Source organism: Pseudarthrobacter sp. MOO14, assembly GCF_058267675.1.
The window spans coordinates 843244-863902 of record NZ_CM177849.1; the positions used below are offsets into that span (position 1 = coordinate 843244).

Genomic DNA, 20659 nt, shown 5'->3' on the forward strand with positions numbered 1-20659 from the left:
TTCGCCGCACCTTTGCAGCTCTTATGGCGAGCCTAGTCCTTTGCCTTGCGCCGTGGTGTGGAAGAAAATACAGAGGATTTGGACTTTTGCTGGACGGGTGCACAAACCAGTTCCCTGATCGCCCTGCGGAGCGTCGACTCCGGCGCAGCTTCGTGCAACAGGGATCCAGCCAAGAGCGCTGCGTCGGCTGCAGCGGGGTCGTAGGGCAGAAACGCGGTGAGCCCGGAAGCCGGGCCGTATCGTTCCCAGGCATCCCTCAGCTGGCGCTCGGGACTTCTGCCAACGGAGGAGGCCCGCACTTTGTTCATGATCACGATGGGCGCGGCCTGTGGGACCGCTGTTTCCAGTTCGGCGAGCGCCCGCACCAGCCTGGGCACCCCTACCGGATCCGCTGCCCCGACCGCATAGACCGTGTCAGCCACTTCAAGGGGGCAAAGCGTCGCCGCATTCCGCCGCGGCGCCATGGTGTCGAAGCTGAGTTCTTCATCAGCCTCAAGACAGAAGCCGGTATCGACCACCACCACGTCCGCCATGTGCCTGGCCCGCTCGAGGACCAAGGCCAGAGCTGTGGCCCTGAGTTCGGTCCACCGGTCAGCGCGGGTTATCCCCGTCAGGACTTTGAACGTCCCTGACGCGGTGGCAACGGTTGAGGCCACTTTCCGAAGCGCATCAGCGTCCAGCGCCCCCTGGTCGGCGAGCCTGCACGCCTGGGCAAGCCCGGCCGACTCATCCAGCAATCCCAGGACTGCCGCTACGCTTGCGCCGTAGGTGTCGGCATCGACAAGGAGGACCTCCCGGCCGTCAGCCGCCATTTCTCCAGCGATGTTGGCTGCAACCGTGGTCCTTCCGGGCGACCCCGCCGGACCCCATACGGCGATGATCTTCCCCGTCCCGGCATTCTCCGGGCCGGGCTTGGGTTCAACCGGAGTGATGGCGAGCGCAGCTCCAGTATCAGCTTCCGCGCTCAACGCCGGAGGACGACCCAGACCGGTCAGGCGGGCAACAGCGTCCGCTATCCTGTCCGAAAGCTCCGCGGAATGAACCCCGGTCAGTGCAGAGGCCACCCCGATCTTGCGGAGCCTGTCCGCCTCATCGGCGTTGTCCGTCAGGGCAATGATTGCCACCCCCACCGCGCCAAGGCGGTCAACCAGGGACGCAGTCAGCCCTTCTGAACCTTCGGCCACGACGGCAGCCCTGGCGAGGCCGCTCTGGCAGGCTGCCAGCAATTCCGGAAGTTCAGCGCATCGCCGAACCACAGTGACGGGGCCGTGCAGCCGTTCCAGGCCGCCCACCACATCCTCCCGGCTTTGGCCCACAGTGACCACCGGAATGCTCATCGGGCGCCACCGGGGTTCCAGACGACCGAGATCTTTGCTTCATTTGCCTGCGCGCCCAGCAACGCCGGCATCTGCTTGTCCTCCACCAATACCATCAGAACCGTCGTCTTCGACGATCCGAGGGCCGTGGACCCCGTGGCCACTTCGGTGATCTCCGCACCGGGCAGGAGGAGCTTCGGCTCACTGAAACCGTTCTTGGCATCCGGCTGCGCCACCCAAACATCGACGCGGGCGCCGGCAACGGCTTGTGCCGGCAACGTCTGATCAATGGTGAGAGCTACAGGCTTCCGGTCCAGCCGGTCCACTTCGCCGAGGCTTGACCGCGGAACGAGCTGGTCTTTCCCAATGCGCTGCATGGCAACCACGTCCTGCGGCAACCCGTCCGCCACGGTGATGTAATGCTGCTCGGTATCTCCCAGCCTGACCTTGGCGCGCACCACGTTCTCGGGAGTGAGGCGTTCGCCCACCGCAATGCCGTCCCTGGCGGCGTAGACCTCGGTTGTCCGGTCTGCGCTGCCTACGAGAAAGACGACACCCGCTATGGATACCAGGACCAGGAGTACGCCAACCAACAGCCGGGGGTCTCTCCACGAGGGACGCTTGAGCCGTGCAGCACCGACGCTTGAATCAGGAACCATACCGTCCTCCCCCTTGGCATCCCGGACCCTCCCCACGGGGGCCGGACTCCTCATTGTTACCGGAAGGCCGATGGAACAAAAGTCATTTGGCTAAAACCTGCCAATATGTGGATAACGGGAACAAACTGCGCCACTTGATGGCAAAATGAGTCCATGCCAAGGTTTCTCACGCTCGCAGACGTCGCTGAGCAGCTTCAGATTAATTCTCCAGCCGCGTATGCCTTGGTGCGCAGCGGCGAGCTGAAGGCCATCCAGGTGGGTGGCAGGGGCCAGTGGCGGGTCGAAGAAAAGATGCTGGAGCAGTACATCCAGGAACGCTATGCCGAGGCCAGCCGCATGATCCAGGAGTCCCGCGCCAAGTCGATGTGACCGGCTAGCGCACCTTCCAGCCGCAAAAGCAGCAGGACCGACTGCGCCGCCGCTACAGACCGCCCATCTTGCGTGACCTGATCATGGCAAGCCCGGCGAAGGGTATGGCAGAGACCTGGCTCACGCCCTGGCTCCTGCGGACCTCGCCGGGCGTGACCACGGCCAGGTCGATGTAGTCACTGCCCACGCGGTCGATCACTCCTGCCAGGCGGACGAGACCTGCAGCACCGCCAACGGTCACCGCCAGCTCCGCCCTGTCGCGTGCAAGGCCACGCAAGGAATGCGCGAGCCCAATCGATCGGCGAACCGCGGAATTTTCTGCTTGCGCGTGCCGCCCCAGTCCGACATAACGCGCCACGGCCGCGTAGGGAACAAGCACTTGGCTCTGCTCATCGTCCAGGACCAGCGCATCGGCCCCGGCATGTGTGAGCTCACCGTGTACGGATTCCCCGCAGAGAAGATGGACGCCAATCCGGTAGCCCACCGATGCCCGCAGCCTGTCCTCAACCGGCAGGCTTACCAACTCGGCGCGGGCCCGCTCATTGATTTCGGCGTCCAACGACAACCGGTCAATTTCAGCAAGTTGGCTTTCGATGTCATTGAAGAGTGCATCCCAGCGCATTCCGCCAGCGTAAGTTGCCCTTCCGCCCCGGTCAACGCAGCCAGGATTTTCTCTCCAACGTCTAGACAAAAGATCGTACATCGGTCCAAACTGAATCAAACAACATCAAATGACATCAAAAGGGACGATAATGAATTGCAGGGAAGAAGCACGGTGGTCGGACATCGTGTCGGCATTTGCCTTGCTCGTGCTCGGCGTCGCACTTTGGTTCCTGGGCTCCGGACTTGTCGCCCAATGGCAGGCTTCCGCAGCGCGCAACCAGGAACCATCCGTGGAAGTCCTGTTGGCGGCCGCCGCATCAGCGGCCGGTGCCGGCATTTTGCTGTGGTGGACGTTTGCGATCGTATGCGCCGGTTCAGGAGTCCTACTCGAGCGCCTTGGCCGGCGTCGGTCCGCGGCAGCCGTGCGCAGGTTCTCTCCTGCATTCATGCAACGGGCCTTGGTTGCCGCCCTTTCGATCCAGCTCCTCGCAGGAGCGGCCGCGCAAGCCGCCGCAACCGATCCGGGGCCCGCATGGGGCCCCACACCCAGCCACTCGTCGTCGGCCCCCTTCAGCCCACCACCCACGAGCAGCATTCCAGACACGGGAGGAGGAACCGTGAAGGAACAGTCCGCAGTGGAACCGCCAGGGAGCATCGCCGCAACGGAAGGACAACCTGGGCCCCAACCGCCCGCCGCCATGCCGGCACCCGGATGGCGTCCCGCTCCTCAGGTAGTGGAACCCGGCCTGCTCGCCGCGCCAGGGAGCAGGGCAGCAAGTGGAGCTGCTCCCGGGACCGGGGCTGCAACCGTGACCGTACTGTCCGGGGACACGCTATGGGCCATCGTAGCCAACCAGCTTGGCCCCGGTGCCTCGGATGTGGACATAGCCCTCGAATGGCCGCGCTGGTACTCGGTGAACCGCGGGCAAATCGGCGGGAACCCGGATGTCCTGCTGCCAGGCCAAATCCTCCGGGCGCCACAGCCGTCGTAACTGCCTTTTTGCTACCTGGCAGTGGAACCAGCCAACTAAATGAAGGGGAATCCAATGATTGCTGTGACACCAATTCGCGCCAAGCAGGACTTGACGGCGCTTCCCGGGAACAAGACCGGTGGGCCCGGGATTGCCGCCAGCGGGACCTCGTCCGCAGGGCGTTTCCGGGGAGCACGTCCGGCACCGCTGCGACCAGTCGACGAGGCCGCGGAAGTGCGGGCCATCACCCGCGGGACCATCCAGGCCTCCATGGAGGTCCTGGCCGGAATCCGGCCCGTCCACCAGCTTGCACGCCGGCTGGATCCACGGTGCCTGTCGGCCCTTCAACACCGGGCAGCATTGATCAGGCGTGAACTGACCCGGACTGGCAATCCGGCACTGGCCCGGCTTCACCGGAATTCAGTGGTCCGCTCGGTACGCGTCTGTGAGGTGTCCGATGGAATCTACGAGGCCAGCGCCGTCGTTGTGGATGACGTGCGCGCCCGCGCCGTTGCTGTGCGCATCGAACGGAGCAAACAGGTGTGGCGGGTGGTCGAACTTGTCATCGGGTGAGAGAGCGCCCGGAGAAGCCGACAGGGCAGGGAACAAGAGGTTCCCTGCCCTGTCGGCGGATGCCAGCGCCCTTGGTAAGCCCGGCGGGCTAACGCTTCTTCTTCTTTGCGGGGCGCTTTGCTGCGTCCTGGGCGGCCGCCTTGGCCGGATTGCCGGAACGTCCGCCTGAGCGGGTTTCCACGCGTGTCTCGGTTCCGCCGCCTTCGCTGGGTGCCGTGTACTGGAGCTGGGCAGGCTTCTCGGGTGCTTCGAGACCGGCCGCCCGCAGTTGCGGATCCACGTGCTCGGTGTGGCCGCCGGAAGCATCCTGGACCACGACGTCCTGGGCGGGAGTGACTTCCACCTCGAGGTTGAAGAGGAAGCCGACGCTTTCCTCCCGGATGGCTTCCATCATGGCCTGGAACATGGCGAAGCCTTCACGCTGGTATTCCACGAGTGGATCGCGCTGAGCCATGGCCCGCAGGCCGATGCCCTCCTTGAGGTAGTCCATCTCGTAGAGGTGTTCCTGCCACTTGCGTCCTATGACCGACAGGACCACACGGCGCTCAAGTTCGCGCATGCTCTCGGAGCCAATCGCTTCCTCCCGCGCCTGGTAGACCAGGCGGGCGTCAGAGAGGATCTCCTCCTTCAGCAGCTCCACGGTAACCCGTGCCTTGCCGCCGGCTTCTTCGATGATGTCTTCCGCCGTGACACTGACGGGGTAGAGCGTCTTGAGGTTGGTCCACAGCTGGTGGAAGTCCCAGTCGTCACCGTTGCCCTCCGCCGTGGCGGCATCAATCAGGGCCACAATGGTGTCCTCGACGAAGAACTGCACCTTCTCGTGCAGGTCATCGCCCTCAAGGATGCGGCGGCGGTCGCTGTAAATGGCTTCGCGCTGGCGGTTCAGGACGTCGTCGTACTTGAGGACGTTCTTGCGCTGTTCGGCGTTGCGGCCTTCCACCTGGCCCTGGGCCGAGGCGATGGCCCGCGACACCAGCTTGGATTCCAGCGCAACGTCGTCCGGAACCGAGCTGTTCATCAGTCGTTCGGCGGCCCCAGAGTTGAAAAGCCGCATGAGGTCGTCCGTCAGGGAAAGGTAGAAACGGGATTCTCCGGGGTCACCCTGGCGGCCGGACCGGCCGCGAAGCTGGTTGTCGATGCGCCGGGACTCGTGGCGTTCGGTGCCCAGGACGTACAGGCCTCCCAGATCCAGCACTTCCTCGTGTTCGTCCTTTACGGACTGCTTGGCTGCCTCAAGGGCTGCCGGCCACGCGGCTTCGTACTCTTCGGAGTTCTCCTCCGGGTCCAGGCCGCGCTTGGCGAGCTCGGCCACTGCGGTGAATTCGGCATTGCCGCCCAGCATGATGTCAGTACCGCGGCCGGCCATGTTGGTGGCCACCGTGACGGCGCCCTTGCGGCCGGCCTGGGCAACGATGGCCGCTTCACGGGCGTGGTTCTTGGCGTTCAGGACCTCGTGGCGGATCCCTTCCTTGGCGAGCAGCTTGGAGAGGTACTCGCTCTTCTCCACGCTGGTGGTGCCCACCAGGACGGGCTGGCCTTTTTCGTGCCGCTCGGCGATGTCCTTCACGACGGCGTCGAACTTGACGACCTCATTCTTGAACACAAGGTCAGGCTGGTCGATCCGCTGCATGTCCCGGTTGGTGGGAATCGCCACGACACCGAGCTTGTAGGTGCTCATGAACTCGGCAGCTTCCGTTTCGGCGGTGCCGGTCATGCCAGACAGCTTGCCGTACATGCGGAAGTAGTTCTGGAGCGTGACGGTAGCCAGGGTCTGGTTTTCCGCCTTGATCTCGACGCCTTCCTTGGCCTCGATTGCCTGGTGCATGCCTTCGTTGTAGCGCCGCCCGGCCAGGATGCGTCCGGTGTGCTCGTCGACGATCAGCACCTCGCCGTCCAGGATGACGTAGTCCTTGTCCCGCTTGAAGAGTTCCTTGGCCTTGATGGCATTGTTCAGGAACCCGATCAGCGGGGTGTTCGCGGACTCGTACAGATTTGAGATGCCGAGGTAGTCCTCGACTTTTTCGATGCCGCTCTCCAGGACGCCCACCGTACGCTTCTTCTCGTCCACTTCGTAGTCCTTCTCGGGCTGCAGCCGGAGCACTACCTTGGCGAATTCGCTGTACCAGCGGTTGGTGTCACCCTGCGCCGGGCCGGAGATGATCAGCGGCGTACGGGCTTCGTCGATAAGGATGGAGTCCACTTCGTCGACGATGGCGAAGTGGTGGCCGCGCTGGACCAGTTCGCTCCTGTCCCACGCCATGTTGTCGCGCAGGTAGTCGAAGCCGAATTCATTGTTGGTGCCGTAGGTGATGTCCGCGGCGTACTGCTGGCGGCGTACGGCCGGATCCTGGTTGGCCAGGATGACGCCGCTGGTCAGGCCCAGGAAGCGGTACACACGGCCCATGAGTTCGGACTGGTATTCGGCGAGGTAGTCGTTCACGGTAACCACGTGGACACCCTTGCCGGAAAGCGCGTTCAGGTAAGCGGGAGCGGTCGCCACCAGGGTCTTGCCTTCACCGGTCTTCATTTCCGCGATGTTGCCCAGGTGCAGGGCGGCGCCGCCCATGAGCTGGACGTCGAAGTGTCGCATTCCGAGTGTCCGCGAGGAGGCCTCGCGGACGGCGGCGAAGGCTTCGGGAAGAAGGTCGTCGAGTTTCTCGCCATCCTGGTGCCGCTCGCGGAGGCGGTCGGTCTCCTCCCGCAGTTCCGCGTCGGTGAACGTCTTGAACGAGTCTTCGAGGGCATTGATGGAGTCGGCATAGTTCCGCAACTGCCGGAGTGTCTTTTTGTCACCCGTGCGGAGGATTTTTTCGATAAGTGATGCCACGTGAAGATGCTCCCAGTCTCATGCCGCCGAATTCTGGCGTGTTCAGTCTACGGGAGAGACACCCGGCCGTTACTCCCTTTTCCCTGAGAGCGGATAGTCCTGCAGCCGCCCAAGCTCCTGTGTCAGGCATGCGGCGAGATCTCCCGCCGGGCCGGCTTCCACGTCGGGCAGGCCAAGCCATTGGCCCATGAGCTTCAGCTCTGCAGCCAGTTCGGCGGCGGTGTCCCCGGGGGCGTCCGGCTCGGCAAAAGCGGACCTCACCAGCAGCCTGCCCCCGGCGCGGTCCGCTTTCACGTCCACCCGGGCCACAATTCTGTCCCGCAGCAGAAAAGGCAGCACGTAGTACCCGAAACGCCGTTTGGGCTCCGGGGTGTAGATCTCAATCCGGTAGTGGAAGCCGAACAGTTCCAACAGGCGCCGCCGCTCGAAGACCAGGGAGTCGAACGGGCTCAGCAGGGCCCGGCCGTTGGCGCGCCTTGGCATGGCGGCTTCCACGTGCCGGAAGACTTCGCGGTTCCAGCCGTTCACGTTGACGCGTTCCAGTCTGCCTTCCGACACCAGGTTCTCGACGGCCAGCGCGGTCGCCTTCACAGGTGTCCGGAAGTAGTCGGCGAAGCAACGGACGCTTCCGATCCCGTGCGCCATGGCCGCCGCCTCTGTCAGCCGCTGGAGCGCGGCGGCCGGATCGGACGCCGTGGCTTCGTTCGAAGAAAATGGCAGGACCTTGGCCGTCAGGGTGTACTTGCGCTCGAACTGCCCGGTCCTGGCGGCAGCTGACACTGCCCCTTCTTCGAAAAGGTGTTCCAGGACCCGTTTCACAGCGTTCCAGTTCCACCCCCAGTTCTCGGTCTGCCGTTCCTCGACGTGGCCGATCCTGGCTGTAAGTTCCGAGGCCGTCATGGGCCGGGACGTGGCGAGGACGGAAAGGATCCTGCCGGCCAGGTCGCTGCGGAGCTCCGGGTCCATGCGTGAGGCACCCACCCATGACCGCTTCTGCCATTGCAGGAGGTCACCGTAGTGCTCGGGCCGGATATAACTGGCCTCGTGCGCCCAGTACTCCACCATGCGGCGTGGCCGCTGCGCGGACATGCGGTGCAGGATTTCGCGGTCGTAATTGCCAAGGCGCGAAAAGAAGGGCAAGTAGTGACTGCGGACCAAGACGTTGACGGAATCGATTTGGACGAGCTGGAGACGGGCAAAGGTACGGCCCACCGCCCGTGCTGTCACGGGGCCGGCGGGCCGTCCTTTGTGGAGTCCCTGTGCTGCCAATGCGATGCGCCGTGCCTGGTCAAGGCTCAGCGATGCTGACATTCAGTCCTCTCACGTGGTGGTGTATTCCACCTTACGCGTTGGCGGGTGCGTCGTCGGAGCGGTACGCGAGGATCTTTTCCTCCACGACGGTGTCGCCGGGCTCGCACTCGTGGTCCAGGGTGATGACCCCGTAGGTCCAGCCACGACGGCGGTACACGACGGAGGGCGTGTTGGTGGCTTTGTCCACGAAGAGGTAGAAGTCGTGTCCCACCAGTTCCATGTTGTCCACGGCGTCATCGAGGGAGAGCGACGCCGCGGGGAAGACCTTGCGCCGGATCAGCACCGGTGAGCTTCCCGCCGGGATGTCGTTGTCAACATCATAGGGAGACTTGTTGTCGGCGGCCTGTACGGTTTCATCCCGGTGGTTTGCCTCAAGGTACAGCGGCTCGTGCGCGCTGGCGGGTTCAAGCGATGCGGTGGCCTCGCGAACGGCCTTGGGGGTGTGGCGCCCGTGGTGGACCTTCTTGCGGTCCTTGGCCCGGCGGAGCCGCTCAAGAAGTTTGTTGTAGGCGAGGTCAAAGGCAGCAAATTTGTCTGCGGCGCTCGCTTCGGCACGGATCACGGGTCCGCGGCCCAGCACTGTCACCTCTACGGTCAGCTGGTCGCCGGTTTGCCGGGCATTGGTCTCCTTGGAGACTTTCGCGTCGACACGCTGGACCTTGTCACCCAGCGATTCGATTTTTGCGATCTTTTCCCCGGCATATTCGCGGAACCGGTCTGAAACGGTCAGATTTCGTCCGCTGATCATAAACTCCATGGTGCCCTCCAAATGACTTCGGTGACACGACGGCGGCACTTCCCTGGGCCCAGCTGTCTGACAGTCGAGCCCCTCTCCGAGCCGCCATCGAAAGGTACATTCTGTTCTTGGTACCCACCTTCGACGTTAGTTCATAGCCACCTGTTATTCATCCTTTCCCGGTTTATTTTTTTCTAAGTCATGGTCGCTTCGGCGGTTCCATGCGGGCGCCGGGCGCGGGGTCCGCAGCATCCGGCGGGCGTGTCGCGGCAAGCACGACGGCGCCCCTCACCTTGGCCCCTGCCTGGTGCAAGGCACGGGCTGCTTCCCCGATCGTGGCACCCGTCGTCAGGACGTCGTCGACGATGATGCACGGCCTCCCCGCAACCGCTGGACGGGACCGGACGCCGACCCGCATGGACCCCCTGACCCGCTGGGAGCGGGCGCCCCTGCCCAGCCCCTTCTGGCCGCCGGACAGTCCTGTCCACCTGAGCGCTTGGGCCCCCGACGGCCGGACCTTTCGCAGGGCATCGACGACGGCAACGCCCGGCAGGTGCCCGGCCGCCTTCTTGAGGAGCAGGTGGACCGGGCTGAAGCCCCGGTTGACGTAGGCCGCCGTGCTGGTGGGGACGGGCACCAGCACGAACCCGTCAGCGTCCGCTGTTGCCGCCCGGACGGCCCCGGCCAAAGCCCGGGCCAGGCTTGCACCAAGCTGGTGCTGGCCGTGCCGTTTGAACGAGAGCAGGCCCTGCGCCACCTCGTCCCGGTAAACAGCGGCCGCCACGACGGGGAGCAGGATGGTCCCGGATACATCCATCAGCGCGGGGGCGCCGCCCTCAGCCCGGAACGGCTCCCTGGCCAGGTGCCGGATACGGCTGGTGCAGGCTGGGCAGAGGGCACTGTCCTCCGCACCGCAGCACACACAGTCCACCGGGACGGCCAAGGCCAGGAGTTCACCTCCGGCCCCCGCCACCCAGTCGACAAGCCGCAAAAGGGCACTCGCTTGATTCGCGCGGTGCTTTGCAGCCCACCGCGGCGGCGGATGAAGGTCCGGGTCACGCGCAGGTTCCCTGTCAGGGGACCTCGATGTTCCGGCGGGTCGTCTGGTGCCGTTCACCTTTCCACCATCACCGGTCGGTTCCGCATGGGGAAGGACCGGGCCCACCTATGTGGATACCAGGTGGGCCAGGTCCGCCCGCCCTCAGCCGGGGAACGAGGGATCCACCGGGCCCTTGATTTGCGGTGACCAGCCATTGCCCAGGCGCTGGAAAATCCCTTCGCCGGACTGCACGTAAATGTCATCGGCACCGTTGCCTGCGCTGATGGACACCACCCCTGGCCAGGGGGCAAGCTGCTGCGGCTGGCCCGAGGTCAGGGACAGCAGCTCCGGCGTAACGTTGGAGCCAGCTGCCGCTTTCATCACGGCGACCGAGGTGCTGTTGACCCAGACCCCCTGGTCGGGATCGGTGGCGGTGACCAGCGTGATGGGCGCCGTCAGTTCGCGCGGGGTGCCGTCGCCGCCGCGGATCACGCCCGTCACCTGCACTTTGGATTTTCCGTTCTGTTCGGAGATCACCAGGGCACGGACACCGTCACGCGAGATCCGGAATTCCTTCACCGTACGGCCGGCAAGCCACGACGGCGCCAACGTCACGGAGGGGACGGGTGCACCTTCAGCCACTCCACCGGGACGGAACGCCACCACTTCGGTTGCCCCGGTGGCGCCGGGGCCCGCCGTCCACACCCAGTCATTGAGGCTGAAGGACGGACGGCTGAGGGTGCTCCGTGTGGTCAGGGCGCGGGCGGGCTGGCCCGGGCTGATGCTGTACAGCGTGGTGCGTCCTTCGTTCAGGAACGCGGCAGCCTGGGACACGGGTGATTCCGCGGGGAACCGCGGGTTGAGGGCCGAGACGGACTGCATGTCGGGCAACGGGGAAACCCGGTTGTTTTCGTACCGCACCAGTTCGCCGCCGCTGATGGCAATCTGGCGGGACGGCACCGTCTTATCCAGCACCGGGGGAAGAACCGAACCGTTGTCCTCCACGCGCACCAGGTCCTGGTTGGCACGAAGCTCCACGTTGACCACATCAGGCTGGGTCCGGAACGTCAACGTCAACTGCATTTGCATGCGGAGCCGGTCTTCGGCTGATGTTTCCGTGAGCTCTTTTGCCGTCAAATCAACCTGGGCTGCTCCAGACACCACCGGCACCGATTCACGGGCCAGTTTGATCCCGGAAGGAAAGGCACTGACGACGGCGCCGCGAAGGTAGGGAGCGGGCCCGGCCAGCAGGGCACTGGTCATGGCTTTGACCGTCTTGTTCTTCAGGAACCACCGCACGTCCGGTACGGCATAGGTGAACGTCGGGTCGTAGAAGTAGATCGGGTAGGCGCCGTAGATCACCTTGAAGGTTTCCTCGGCGATGGCGGTCCCATCCGGTATCGCGGAAATCCGCCACTCGCTGTCAACCTGTGTCACGGTGACGGGAATCCGTTCCACCGTTCCCGGCGGTGACTGGGTGGCAATACCGTCGGCGTCCACGGTGTAGGCGACATCGAGCTCATAGTTGTAGACGTTTTCCGTGCCGGTCGGTACCACCCGCGCTTCCCGGTAAACCAGCGCCCGCTTGTCGGGTTTCCAGGACACCGCCGATGCCTGGGTGAGGTACTGCCGGGCCACTGCGTAGTCGTCCTCGTAGCCGCTGCCCGCCCGGTAGAAGTAGTCGATGATCGTCTCCGGTGTGGCGCCCGGTTGCGGCGCTGCAGGAAGGAACACCGGGGCACTGACATTTCCGGCGCTGCTTTCGCTGCTTTTTCCCACCGGCCCGGACGTCGGGATCCGGGCACACCCGGACAGGAGGACGATCAGCAGAACCAGGAAAGCCGCAGCGTACTGTGCGTGCCGTCCGTGCCGGGTCATGGTGTCTCCTCGGGGCCCCGGGACGGAGCGGGCTTGGCGGCATCTGTCTGCAGCACCAGCATGTTCTTGTTGTCCTGTTCTGCGGGGATGTTCCCTGGCGCGCCCGGGATGGTGACGTCCCTGGGTTCGAGCTGCACGGGTGACTCGGTGATCGCGCCATCCTGGCGCAACGGCAGGGTCAGGCGGAAGTTCGCCCCGCTGCCTTTCCGGCCCCAGGCCTGCAGCCAGCCGTGGTGCAGCTTGGTGTCCTCCATGGCGATGGACAGGCCCAGTCCGCTGCCTCCCGTCGTCCGGGCGCGGGCGGGGTCCGCCCGCCAGAACCTGTCGAAGACGCGGGCAGCTTCAGCCGGGTCCATCCCGATACCGTGGTCCCGCACGGAAACGCCAACAGCCGTCTCGTTGGCCGCGACCGTCACCGTCACCGGTTTTCCTTCGCCATGCTCCACGGCGTTCAGGATCAGGTTCCGCAGGATCCTGTCGATCCGGCGGGCATCCATTTCCACCACCATCGAGCCTTCCGGGGCCGCGAAGACGATGTCCGAGCCGTACTCGGCAGCCACGGGGGCCGCACCTTCGATGACGTGCGAAATCACATGGAGCAGGTCCTCGGGTTCAGCGTCCAGCACCGCGACGCCTGCATCGAAGCGGCTGATCTCAAGCAGGTCCGAGAGAAGGGACTGGAAACGCTCCACCTGGTTGTAGAGCAGCTCGGCCGAGCGCTTGTTGATGGGGTCGAAGTCGTCGCGCGCGTCGTACAGGACTTCGGCCGCCATGCGCACGGTGGTCAGGGGTGTCCGCAGTTCGTGCGAGACGTCCGAAACAAAGCGCTGCTGCATCTGTGAAAGGGTGGCTAGCTGGGTGATTTGTTCCTGCAGGCTGGCGGCCATGTGGTTGAAGGAGGCGCCCAGGCGGGCCACCTCGTCCTCGCCCCGGACCACCATGCGTTCCTGCAGTTGCCCGGCGGCCAGCTTTTCCGACACCATCGCGGCGTGGCTGACCGGGCTGACCACATTGCGGGTGACGTACCAGGCGACCGCGCCGATCAGGAGCACCAGGACGGCGCCGCCTGCCCAAAGGACGCTTTGGATCTCATTGAGCGTCTGCTGTGCCGTGTTCAGGTCGTAAATAAGGTAGAGCTCATAGACGGTGCCGTTAAAGGTCACTTTGTTTCCGACGGCGATTCCCGGCCGGTCTTCGGTGCCCACCGGAATAACGGTGGACGCCCAGAACTGTTCCTTGCCCGATTCCTGTACAGCCTTGCGCAGGTCCGGCGGGATGACGCTGACAGTGAGCTGGTCAGAGGCGCGGGACTCCACCCAGCGGTTGCGGGGTTTGGTCTGGTTGGGCATCGCTTCAAAAACGTAGCGCCGCTGGATGACCGATCCCCTGCCCTCGACCGCGCTGAGCGTGTCCGAAACCAAGGTGATGACGCTGGACTGGTCGGTGACCTGGGCGCCGTCGAACGTGTCCTGAACCTGCTTGACGTTGTAGCGGGTCTCCGACTCCGCCTGGGTCAACCGCTCCTGGAAGAGGTTGTTGGCAATCTGGTTGGACAGGTAGGCGCCAACCACCGCAAAGGAGGTCATGGCCAGCATCAGTGTGGTCAGGACCGTCCGGAACTGCAAGGAGCGGCGCCAACGTTTTTGCAGGGCCCTGCCGAGGTAACGCAGGCCGGGCAGGAACCGCACCACACCCGTCCGCACCAACCGGACGACGCGCAAGGCGACGATAAGGGCGCGCCGCTGCCAGATCCTTGCGCGGAACACCATGCGCGGCATGCCCGGGGGTGTGGACTCGGCAAGCCCCGGCCCGCGCTCTTCGTCGCTGCCGTTCAGCGGGGCGCCGGCTTCCGGCGCCTCCCCGGAAGCCGCAAGGCTCCGATCAGGTCCCCCGTCCTGCGCGGCGGGGTCAGACCCCTGCTTTGTAGCCGACACCACGCACCGTCAATACAACTTCCGGGGCTTCCGGGTCCTGCTCGATCTTGGACCGCAGCCGCTGGACATGGACGTTGACCAGGCGGGTATCGGCGGCGTGCCGGTAGCCCCAAACCTGCTCCAGGAGGAGTTCCCGGGTGAAGACCTGCCACGGCTTGCGGGCCAGTGCCACGAGGAGGTCGAATTCCAGCGGCGTCAGGGAGATCCGGTCGCTGCCCCTGCTGACAGTGTGGCCCGCGACGTCGATGGTGATGTCCGCGATCCGGAGCGTCTCGGGCGCCTTTTGGTCTCCGGGGCGGAGCCGGGCGCGCACGCGTGCCACCAGTTCGGCCGGTTTGAAGGGTTTGGGCACATAGTCGTCAGCACCGGATTCGAGCCCTCGGACGACGTCGGAGGTATCAGACTTGGCGGTCAGCATGACGATGGGCACATCCGATTCGGCACGGACCTGGCGGCAGACTTCAATACCGTCCATGCCGGGAAGCATGAGGTCAAGCAGGACCAGATCCGGCCGCGAAGACCGGAAGACGTCCAGCGCCTGGGCGCCGTCGGCGCAAAAGACGGGTTCGAAGCCGTCATTACGGAGGACAATTCCAATCATCTCGGCCAGCGCTTCGTCATCATCTACAACCAGAATGCGTGCCTTCATAGTTATATATTCCCTTATCGGGATGGCTTTGTCCTGTTCAGCGCCTTCCGGCATGGCGGGACACTAGGCGGTCCGACGCCGGAACTATAGTCTTGGGGTCAAGCCCTGCGCTGCCGGCGGGCACCTTTGGAGAGGGCAGCGCGCGGTATCAGGCGCAGTGGTATTGGGGGAGGAAATCAGTGTCACCACAGGAGTCGGAACCCGGCGAGCCCCGGCAGGGGCGGCCGGGCAACGGAGCAGACGACGGCGGATCGGGCGCCGGGAGCGCCAGCGGCCCCGTACCGCCGGGTTGGCAGCAGCCGTGGGAATCACCTGCGGGCGCGCAACCGCCAGCAGGGCAACAGCCGCCCGGCTGGGAGCAAGAGCCGTCATGGCACCAGCCGCCCCAGTGGCAGCAACCCCAGTGGCAACAGCCGGGACCGCCGAACCCCAGCAGCCCTTACCCGGGCCAACCACCGTACGCCGGCCAACCGTATGGGCCCCCCGGATACGGCGGCCAGCCGAATAACGGGTCCCCCTACCCCGGCATGCCCTACGGCACCCCGCCCTACGGTCAGCCGCGCTACGTCGCGCCCCCCAAACCCGGCATCATTCCCTTGCGGCCGCTGATGTTCGGCGAGATCCTGGATGGTTCTTTCCAAGCGATGCGCCGCAACGCAAAGGCCATGGTGGGCGCGGGCCTGCTGACCCAGGCCCTGGCCGCCGTCATCACCGCGGTAGTCACGGCCGTGAGTGCATCCTCGGCTGTATCGCTCGAAGGGTGGGCGCGCACTGCCACCCGGGGCGATATGGCGTCCATGGCCATCGGACTGATGGCAGGCGCCGCCGCGGTGACTGTCCTGTCCGTGTTCCTCTCCGCCGTCCTCCAGGGCGCCATGGTGGTGCCCGTGGCCCGGTCGGTCCTCAACCGCCCCACCGGCTTCCGGCGGATGATGTCCCTGGCGCGGCCCCGGATCGGCGCCCTCGTCGGATTGGCTGCGCTGCTGGTCGCGGCGGGAATTGCGGCCATGGGGCTGCTCGCCGTCATCCTGGCGCTCTTCTTCACCAACGTCCGGGGCACCGCGTCCCTCTTCGCTTTCCCCCTGGTCCTGGGCGTCGTTGCCCTCTTCGCCTGGGTGGGCATCAAGCTCATGGTGGCGCCGGCCGCCGTCGTTATCGAAGAACTTGGGGCCTTCGCCGGGCTTCGGCGGTCGTGGGAGCTGACCCGGGCCAACTGGTGGCGGATCCTGGGCATCACGTTGGTGGTATCCATCCTGGTGGGCGTGATCAGCCAGGTGGTCCTGATCCCGGTGAGCTTCCTGCCCGTGGTCCTGGCCGGCGTCGTCTCGCCGCACGGCGGCAGCGGACAGGACGCCACCCTGGCAGTGGTCCTGGGCATCGTCACCGCCCTGGTCGGCGCCTTGGTCGGCGGGGTGGGGTTCGCCTTTCAGACCTCCGTCATGGCCCTGCTCTACATGGACTTGCGGATGCGCAAGGACGGCCTTGACATCACCTTGCTGCGCCAGGCGGAGACCGGGGCGGATCCGGACGGCATCCCGGGCCGGGGCCCCCGCCCGGGCACCAACACTCCGTACCCAGGGCAGGGTGCGGCGCCGGGAGCCTGGCCCTATGGCCGCTGAGCCTCCGGTGCTTCCGGGCGCCGAAGAGGCACGGCGCTGGGCGGCGGAGGAACTGGCCAAACCGGAGTACCGGGAGGCCGCCCCATCCTGGCTTGACACCCTGTGGCGGAACTTCCTGGATTGGCTGCAATCCCTGGACGGCTCCCGGGGGGATGCGCCATCGGTCCCCGGCGTTGCCATCGCCCTTGTCATTGCCGGGATCATCGCGGCCGCCGTCATCCTGGCGCGGCCCCGCCTCAATGCCCGAACCCGGCAGCCCAAGGACGTTTTTGAGCTCGGCAACTCCCTGGCGGCCGCGGACTACCGCGCCCGCGCGGAAGCCGCCGCCGCGGCAGAGAACTGGGGGGAGGCCGTCGTCGACCGCTTCCGCGCCATGGTCCGCACCGCCGAACACCGGACGATACTGGACCCCCAGCCCGGCAGGACCGCAGACGAAGTGGCACAAGCGTTGTCCGTCCAGTTCGCTGCCGAAGCCGAGCCTTTGCGGTGGGCGGCGGAAACCTTTGATGGAATCCGCTACGGAAACAGGCCTGCGGGCAGCGGGCAATACCGTGAAATGGTGGGACTCGATACCAGGCTGGAGGCCATGAAGCCCGCATCCGCCGGCTCCGCAGGCACGGTGCCGGTGCCATGACCGGGCTTCCACCAGCGAACACCGGCTACAGCAACACACCAAGCTCCGGGGCGGCCGCCGGGCAGGCGCCGCGAGGCCGCGGGCCGATCGGGTGGATCCGCAACCACCGTGGCCTGGCGGCCTCGGTTGTGCTTGCCGTTGCGGCGCTGGCACTCGTCATCGGAACGCAATTGGCCCCCAAGGGCGACACCGTTCCCCTGTCCGTCCACAATGCCGGACCCAACGGCGCCAGGGCGCTTGCGCAGATCCTCGGCCGCCACGGCGTGGACGTCCACACCCCGAACCGCTTCGATGCAGCGCTGGCCGACCTCCGGTCCAGCTCCTCACCCACGCTGCTGCTCTACGACCGGAACGGCATCCTTGGCAAACCCCAGCTTGCGGCCCTGGCCGCGGCGGCGGACCGCGTGGTGGTCATCTCCCCCAGGCTGGACACCCTCACCGCCCTCGACGTCGGCATCCACCAGGCCGGCGTCGTGCCTGACACCGTCCCGGTCCTGGACCCGAGGTGCAGCCAGGCGGACGCCAACGCCGCAGGCCAGGTCACGGGCCAGGGAGGATTCGTGTACGACGGCGGCACCACCTGTTACCGGACGGCGGGAACCGCCGGGATGCTCGCCACCAGCGGCGACCGGCGCACGGCAGTGCTGGGAAGCACGGCCGTCCTGGGGAACGACAAGCTCGACGACCTGGGCAACGCAGCCCTGGCGGTCAGGCTGCTCGGAGCATCGCCTGACCTTGTCTGGTACCTGCCCTCGCTGGAAGACGTGACGGTGACCGGCCACGGGAAGACCCTCGATGACCTGGCACCGGGTTGGGCACGCTTCCTGGGGCCTTGGCTGCTCCTGGTGGCGGTGGCGGCAATCGTGTGGCGGGGCCGGCGGCACGGGCCCTTGGTCTTCGAGCCCCTGCCCGTGGTGGTCAAGGCGGTTGAAACCGCGGAAGGACGCGCCAGGCTGTACCAGGACTCACGTGCCCTGGACCAGGCCCGGGACAACCTGCGGGCCGGCATGCTGGCGCGCATTTCAGGGAAGGTCCGGCTTGGCCCCGGCGCGGGGGCCGAGGACATCATTGCCGCAGCGGCCCGGCTCCTGGGCAGGGATCCGGCTGCCGTGCGCGTGCTGGTGAATGAACGACCGGCAACCGAAGCCCGCCTGGTGGCCTGGTCACAGGCCATGGACAAACTCGAGAAAGAGGTCATGACCCAATGAGCGAACACAGCAGCGGCCCGCAGGTCCTTAATTCGGTGGGCGGCGGCAATACAGCAGACGACGACGCTGCGAGGCAGTCGCTCCTTGCCGTCCGCCGCGAAGTGGCAAAAGCGGTGGTGGGCCAGGACGCAACGGTTACGGGCCTCCTGATCGCCCTGCTTGCGCAGGGGCATGTGCTGCTGGAGGGCGTCCCGGGCGTGGCCAAGACCCTGCTGGTCAGGGCGCTGTCCTCGGCCTTGAGCCTGGACACCAAGCGGGTGCAGTTCACCCCGGACCTGATGCCGGGCGACGTCACCGGCTCGCTGGTCTACGACGCCCATACCTCCGAGTTCAGCTTCCGGGAGGGACCGGTGTTCACCAACCTCCTGCTCGCAGACGAGATCAACAGGACCCCGCCGAAGACGCAGGCCTCACTCCTGGAGGCAATGGAGGAGCGGCAGGTGTCCGTGGACGGCCGGGCCCGGAGGCTGCCTTCACCGTTCCTGGTGGCCGCCACGCAGAATCCGGTGGAGTACGAGGGGACCTACCCGCTTCCCGAGGCACAGCTGGACCGGTTCCTGCTCAAGCTCAGCATGCCGCTGCCGCAGCGCCAGGAGGAAATCGAGGTCATCCGGCGCCATGCCGCCGGGTTTGATCCCCGCGACCTTGCTGCCGCGGGAGTGCAGGCAGTAGCCGGTGCGGCGGATCTGGAACGGGCGCGTGAGGCAGTAACAAGGGTGGCTGTCGAACCGGAAATCATCGGCTACATCGTGGACCTGGTTAGGGCCACACGGAGCGCCCCCTCATTCCAGCTCGGGGTCTCCCCGCGCGGTGCCACCGCCCTCCTCAACACCTCACGGTCCTGGGCCTGGCTCTCCGGCCGCCCCTTCGTCACCCCTGACGACGTCAAGGCGCTGGCGCTGCCCTGCCTGCGCCACCGCGTGGCCCTGCAACCTGAGGCGCAGATGGACGGCGTACGGGTGGACGATGTCCTGGGCAGCATCCTGGCGTCCGTTCCCGTTCCCCGCTGATGGCCATCTCGGGTCGCTTCGTTGCACTGGTGCTGCTTGGCGTTGTCCCGGTACTGCTCCTCCCCGGCTGGCTGACCGTCCTGGCCACCGTGTCAGTGCTGACGGCCCTGGCGTGTGCCGAACTGGTGTTCGCCGGGTCGCTGCGGCAGATCAGCGTGGTGCGCCCGGCGCCGGAAAATGTGACGCTGAACGGCCAAACGGACGCGGTGTTCACGGTCCGCAACGACGGCAACCGGGCGCTGCGGGGCACGGCCAGGGACGGTTGGCAACCTTCGGCCGGCGCCCGGAACCCGGTGCAGGACATCGACGTGCCGGCGGGCGAAAGCCGCCGCTACACCGTACGGCTTCAACCGGTCCGGCGCGGGGACCTCACAACGCAGCATGTGACCATCCGTTCCTTCGGCCCGCTTCGCCTCGCCGCCCGCCAGCGCACCATCGGGTGCCCGGGCTCGGTGCGGGTCCTGCCGCCCTTCCATTCCCGGCGGCACTTGCCCTCAAAGTTGAGGAAGCTGCGCGAACTCGACGGCAAGGCTGCCGTGCAGATCCGTGGTGCCGGCACAGAATTCGACTCCCTGCGCGATTACGTCAGGGGCGATGACGTGCGCTCGATCGACTGGCGCGCCACCGCCCGCCGTTCCGCGGTGGTGGTCCGCACGTGGCGCCCGGAGCGGGACCGGCGCGTGGTGATGGTCCTTGATACTTCCCGGACCTCCGCCGCAAGGATCGGCGACGAAACCCGCCTGGACACCGGAATGGAGGCGGCGCTCCTGTTGGGCGTATTGGCGGAGCGCGGCGGCGACCGGGTGGACTTCGTTGCGTTTGACCGGCGGACCAGGGCCCGTGCCGCGTCCGCCGGGCAGGGAAACATCCTGGGGAGGCTGGTGCAGGCCATGGCCCCGCTGGAGGCGGAGCTGATCGAGATGGACTGGCCGGCGGTCCCGGCGCAGGTCAGGGCCCTCTCCGCGCATCGTTCCCTGGTGGTCCTGCTGACGTCGCTGGACGGTGGTGCACCGGAAGAAGGCCTGCTCCCGGCCGCCGAACGCTTGGCCAGCCAGCACGTCGTGGTGGTGGCCGCCGTCCGCGACCCGCAACTGGGCACGATGCTCCGCGATCGCAGCGATGCCACCGGAGTGTTCCGGGCGGCAGCCGCGGAACGCGCCCTTCTGCAGCGGGCAGCCCTGACCGCGGAGTTGCGGCGCTATGGTGTGGAAGTGGTGGACGCCGAACCCCATGAGTTGCCGCCCCGGCTCGCGGACATGTACATCCGGCTCAAGGCTGCCGGTAGATTGTAAAACCGGCGGCAGCTGTCCGTCACCGGCAACA

General features: G+C 66.1%; 18 protein-coding genes. 8 read left to right on the plus strand and 10 right to left on the minus strand.

The window, feature by feature from the left end:
• Window positions 1-32 precede the first annotated feature (32 nt).
• Window positions 33-1337, minus strand: a complete 1305-nt coding sequence (locus AC4EEV_RS03870; protein WP_491330191.1) for a CpaE/TadZ family protein — start codon at window positions 1335-1337, stop codon at window positions 33-35.
• Complete coding sequence (locus AC4EEV_RS03875; RefSeq protein ID WP_109045138.1) at window positions 1334-1975, minus strand: hypothetical protein; 642 nt, start codon at window positions 1973-1975, stop codon at window positions 1334-1336. The genes AC4EEV_RS03870 and AC4EEV_RS03875 overlap by 4 nt, the downstream gene beginning before the upstream one ends.
• Before the next feature lie 153 nt (window positions 1976-2128).
• On the opposite strand from AC4EEV_RS03875, the gene AC4EEV_RS03880 reads away from it, so the two are divergent.
• Entirely contained in the window at window positions 2129-2344 is a 216-nt protein-coding gene (locus AC4EEV_RS03880) for a helix-turn-helix domain-containing protein (RefSeq protein WP_018760220.1), read from the plus strand.
• A 52-nt stretch (window positions 2345-2396) separates the two neighbouring features.
• Here AC4EEV_RS03880 and AC4EEV_RS03885 read toward each other — a convergent pair whose 3' ends face one another.
• Window positions 2397-2966, minus strand: coding sequence for a hypothetical protein (locus AC4EEV_RS03885; RefSeq protein ID WP_018760221.1), 570 nt, complete (start codon window positions 2964-2966; stop codon window positions 2397-2399).
• Window positions 2967-3564: 598 nt separating this feature from the next.
• Between AC4EEV_RS03885 and AC4EEV_RS03890 the strand changes: the two genes are divergently transcribed.
• Complete coding sequence (locus AC4EEV_RS03890; RefSeq protein WP_491330192.1) at window positions 3565-3939, plus strand: LysM peptidoglycan-binding domain-containing protein; 375 nt, start codon at window positions 3565-3567, stop codon at window positions 3937-3939.
• Between the two features lie 54 nt (window positions 3940-3993).
• Window positions 3994-4491 carry an Rv3235 family protein gene (locus tag AC4EEV_RS03895; protein WP_018760223.1) on the plus strand — a complete coding sequence of 166 codons (498 nt, stop codon included), beginning with the start codon at window positions 3994-3996 and terminating at the stop codon, window positions 4489-4491.
• A gap of 88 nt (window positions 4492-4579) precedes the next feature.
• On the opposite strand, the gene secA is transcribed toward AC4EEV_RS03895, so the two are convergent.
• The 7 genes from secA to mtrA form a co-directional block, all read right to left on the minus strand.
• Complete coding sequence (secA, locus tag AC4EEV_RS03900; protein WP_018760224.1) at window positions 4580-7318, minus strand: preprotein translocase subunit SecA; 2739 nt, start codon at window positions 7316-7318, stop codon at window positions 4580-4582.
• 69 nt (window positions 7319-7387) lie between these two features.
• On the minus strand, window positions 7388-8629 hold the full coding sequence (locus tag AC4EEV_RS03905; protein ID WP_285319972.1) for a winged helix-turn-helix domain-containing protein: 1242 nt from the start codon (window positions 8627-8629) through the stop codon (window positions 7388-7390).
• Between the two features lie 31 nt (window positions 8630-8660).
• Entirely contained in the window at window positions 8661-9386 is a 726-nt protein-coding gene (gene hpf, locus AC4EEV_RS03910) for a ribosome hibernation-promoting factor, HPF/YfiA family (protein WP_026264258.1), read from the minus strand.
• A 178-nt stretch (window positions 9387-9564) separates the two neighbouring features.
• Window positions 9565-10356, minus strand: coding sequence for a ComF family protein (locus AC4EEV_RS03915; protein WP_133830975.1), 792 nt, complete (start codon window positions 10354-10356; stop codon window positions 9565-9567).
• Window positions 10357-10566: 210 nt separating this feature from the next.
• The gene (locus tag AC4EEV_RS03920) at window positions 10567-12282 is read right to left on the minus strand and encodes an LpqB family beta-propeller domain-containing protein (protein ID WP_285319974.1); all 1716 of its coding nucleotides are present in this window, start codon (window positions 12280-12282) and stop codon (window positions 10567-10569) included.
• Complete coding sequence (gene mtrB, locus AC4EEV_RS03925; protein ID WP_196803307.1) at window positions 12279-14051, minus strand: MtrAB system histidine kinase MtrB; 1773 nt, start codon at window positions 14049-14051, stop codon at window positions 12279-12281. Before mtrB ends, AC4EEV_RS03920 begins: the two co-directional genes overlap by 4 nt.
• A 139-nt stretch (window positions 14052-14190) precedes the next feature.
• Window positions 14191-14865 (minus strand): MtrAB system response regulator MtrA, encoded by a 675-nt coding sequence (mtrA, locus tag AC4EEV_RS03930; protein WP_018760230.1) that lies wholly within the window; start codon window positions 14863-14865, stop codon window positions 14191-14193.
• 527 nt (window positions 14866-15392) lie between these two features.
• Here mtrA and AC4EEV_RS03935 point away from each other — a divergent pair.
• Genes AC4EEV_RS03935 through AC4EEV_RS03955 form a run of 5 tightly spaced genes read left to right on the plus strand, consistent with a single transcriptional unit; the run spans window position 15393 to window position 20628 of the window.
• Window positions 15393-16484 carry a DUF7847 domain-containing protein gene (locus AC4EEV_RS03935; protein ID WP_491330193.1) on the plus strand — a complete coding sequence of 364 codons (1092 nt, stop codon included), beginning with the start codon at window positions 15393-15395 and terminating at the stop codon, window positions 16482-16484.
• Window positions 16474-17118, plus strand: coding sequence for a DUF4129 domain-containing protein (locus AC4EEV_RS03940; RefSeq protein WP_491330194.1), 645 nt, complete (start codon window positions 16474-16476; stop codon window positions 17116-17118). The genes AC4EEV_RS03935 and AC4EEV_RS03940 overlap by 11 nt, the downstream gene beginning before the upstream one ends.
• Complete coding sequence (locus tag AC4EEV_RS03945) at window positions 17115-18326, plus strand: DUF4350 domain-containing protein (protein ID WP_491330195.1); 1212 nt, start codon at window positions 17115-17117, stop codon at window positions 18324-18326. The genes AC4EEV_RS03940 and AC4EEV_RS03945 overlap by 4 nt, the downstream gene beginning before the upstream one ends.
• Window positions 18323-19336, plus strand: a complete 1014-nt coding sequence (locus AC4EEV_RS03950; protein WP_285319977.1) for an AAA family ATPase — start codon at window positions 18323-18325, stop codon at window positions 19334-19336. The genes AC4EEV_RS03945 and AC4EEV_RS03950 overlap by 4 nt, the downstream gene beginning before the upstream one ends.
• Window positions 19336-20628, plus strand: coding sequence for a DUF58 domain-containing protein (locus AC4EEV_RS03955; protein ID WP_018760235.1), 1293 nt, complete (start codon window positions 19336-19338; stop codon window positions 20626-20628). Before AC4EEV_RS03950 ends, AC4EEV_RS03955 begins: the two co-directional genes overlap by 1 nt.
• Window positions 20629-20659: the final 31 nt, after the last annotated feature.

What these genes read in the sequence shown, in the direction of transcription:
- AC4EEV_RS03870 (WP_491330191.1), bottom strand. Translation starts at nt 1,337, where the DNA reads ATGAGCATTCCGGTGGTCACTGTGGGCCAAAGCCGGGAGGATGTGGTG.
- AC4EEV_RS03875 (WP_109045138.1), bottom strand. Translation starts at nt 1,975, where the DNA reads ATGGTTCCTGATTCAAGCGTCGGTGCTGCACGGCTCAAGCGTCCCTCG.
- AC4EEV_RS03880 (WP_018760220.1), top strand. Translation starts at nt 2,129, where the DNA reads ATGCCAAGGTTTCTCACGCTCGCAGACGTCGCTGAGCAGCTTCAGATT.
- AC4EEV_RS03885 (WP_018760221.1), bottom strand. Translation starts at nt 2,966, where the DNA reads ATGCGCTGGGATGCACTCTTCAATGACATCGAAAGCCAACTTGCTGAA.
- AC4EEV_RS03895 (WP_018760223.1), top strand. Translation starts at nt 3,994, where the DNA reads ATGATTGCTGTGACACCAATTCGCGCCAAGCAGGACTTGACGGCGCTT.
- AC4EEV_RS03905 (WP_285319972.1), bottom strand. Translation starts at nt 8,629, where the DNA reads ATGTCAGCATCGCTGAGCCTTGACCAGGCACGGCGCATCGCATTGGCA.
- hpf (WP_026264258.1), bottom strand. Translation starts at nt 9,386, where the DNA reads ATGGAGTTTATGATCAGCGGACGAAATCTGACCGTTTCAGACCGGTTC.
- AC4EEV_RS03920 (WP_285319974.1), bottom strand. Translation starts at nt 12,282, where the DNA reads ATGACCCGGCACGGACGGCACGCACAGTACGCTGCGGCTTTCCTGGTT.
- mtrB (WP_196803307.1), bottom strand. Translation starts at nt 14,051, where the DNA reads ATGGTGTTCCGCGCAAGGATCTGGCAGCGGCGCGCCCTTATCGTCGCC.
- mtrA (WP_018760230.1), bottom strand. Translation starts at nt 14,865, where the DNA reads ATGAAGGCACGCATTCTGGTTGTAGATGATGACGAAGCGCTGGCCGAG.
- AC4EEV_RS03935 (WP_491330193.1), top strand. Translation starts at nt 15,393, where the DNA reads ATGCCCTACGGCACCCCGCCCTACGGTCAGCCGCGCTACGTCGCGCCC.
- AC4EEV_RS03940 (WP_491330194.1), top strand. Translation starts at nt 16,474, where the DNA reads ATGGCCGCTGAGCCTCCGGTGCTTCCGGGCGCCGAAGAGGCACGGCGC.
- AC4EEV_RS03945 (WP_491330195.1), top strand. Translation starts at nt 17,115, where the DNA reads ATGACCGGGCTTCCACCAGCGAACACCGGCTACAGCAACACACCAAGC.
- AC4EEV_RS03950 (WP_285319977.1), top strand. Translation starts at nt 18,323, where the DNA reads ATGAGCGAACACAGCAGCGGCCCGCAGGTCCTTAATTCGGTGGGCGGC.
- AC4EEV_RS03955 (WP_018760235.1), top strand. Translation starts at nt 19,336, where the DNA reads ATGGCCATCTCGGGTCGCTTCGTTGCACTGGTGCTGCTTGGCGTTGTC.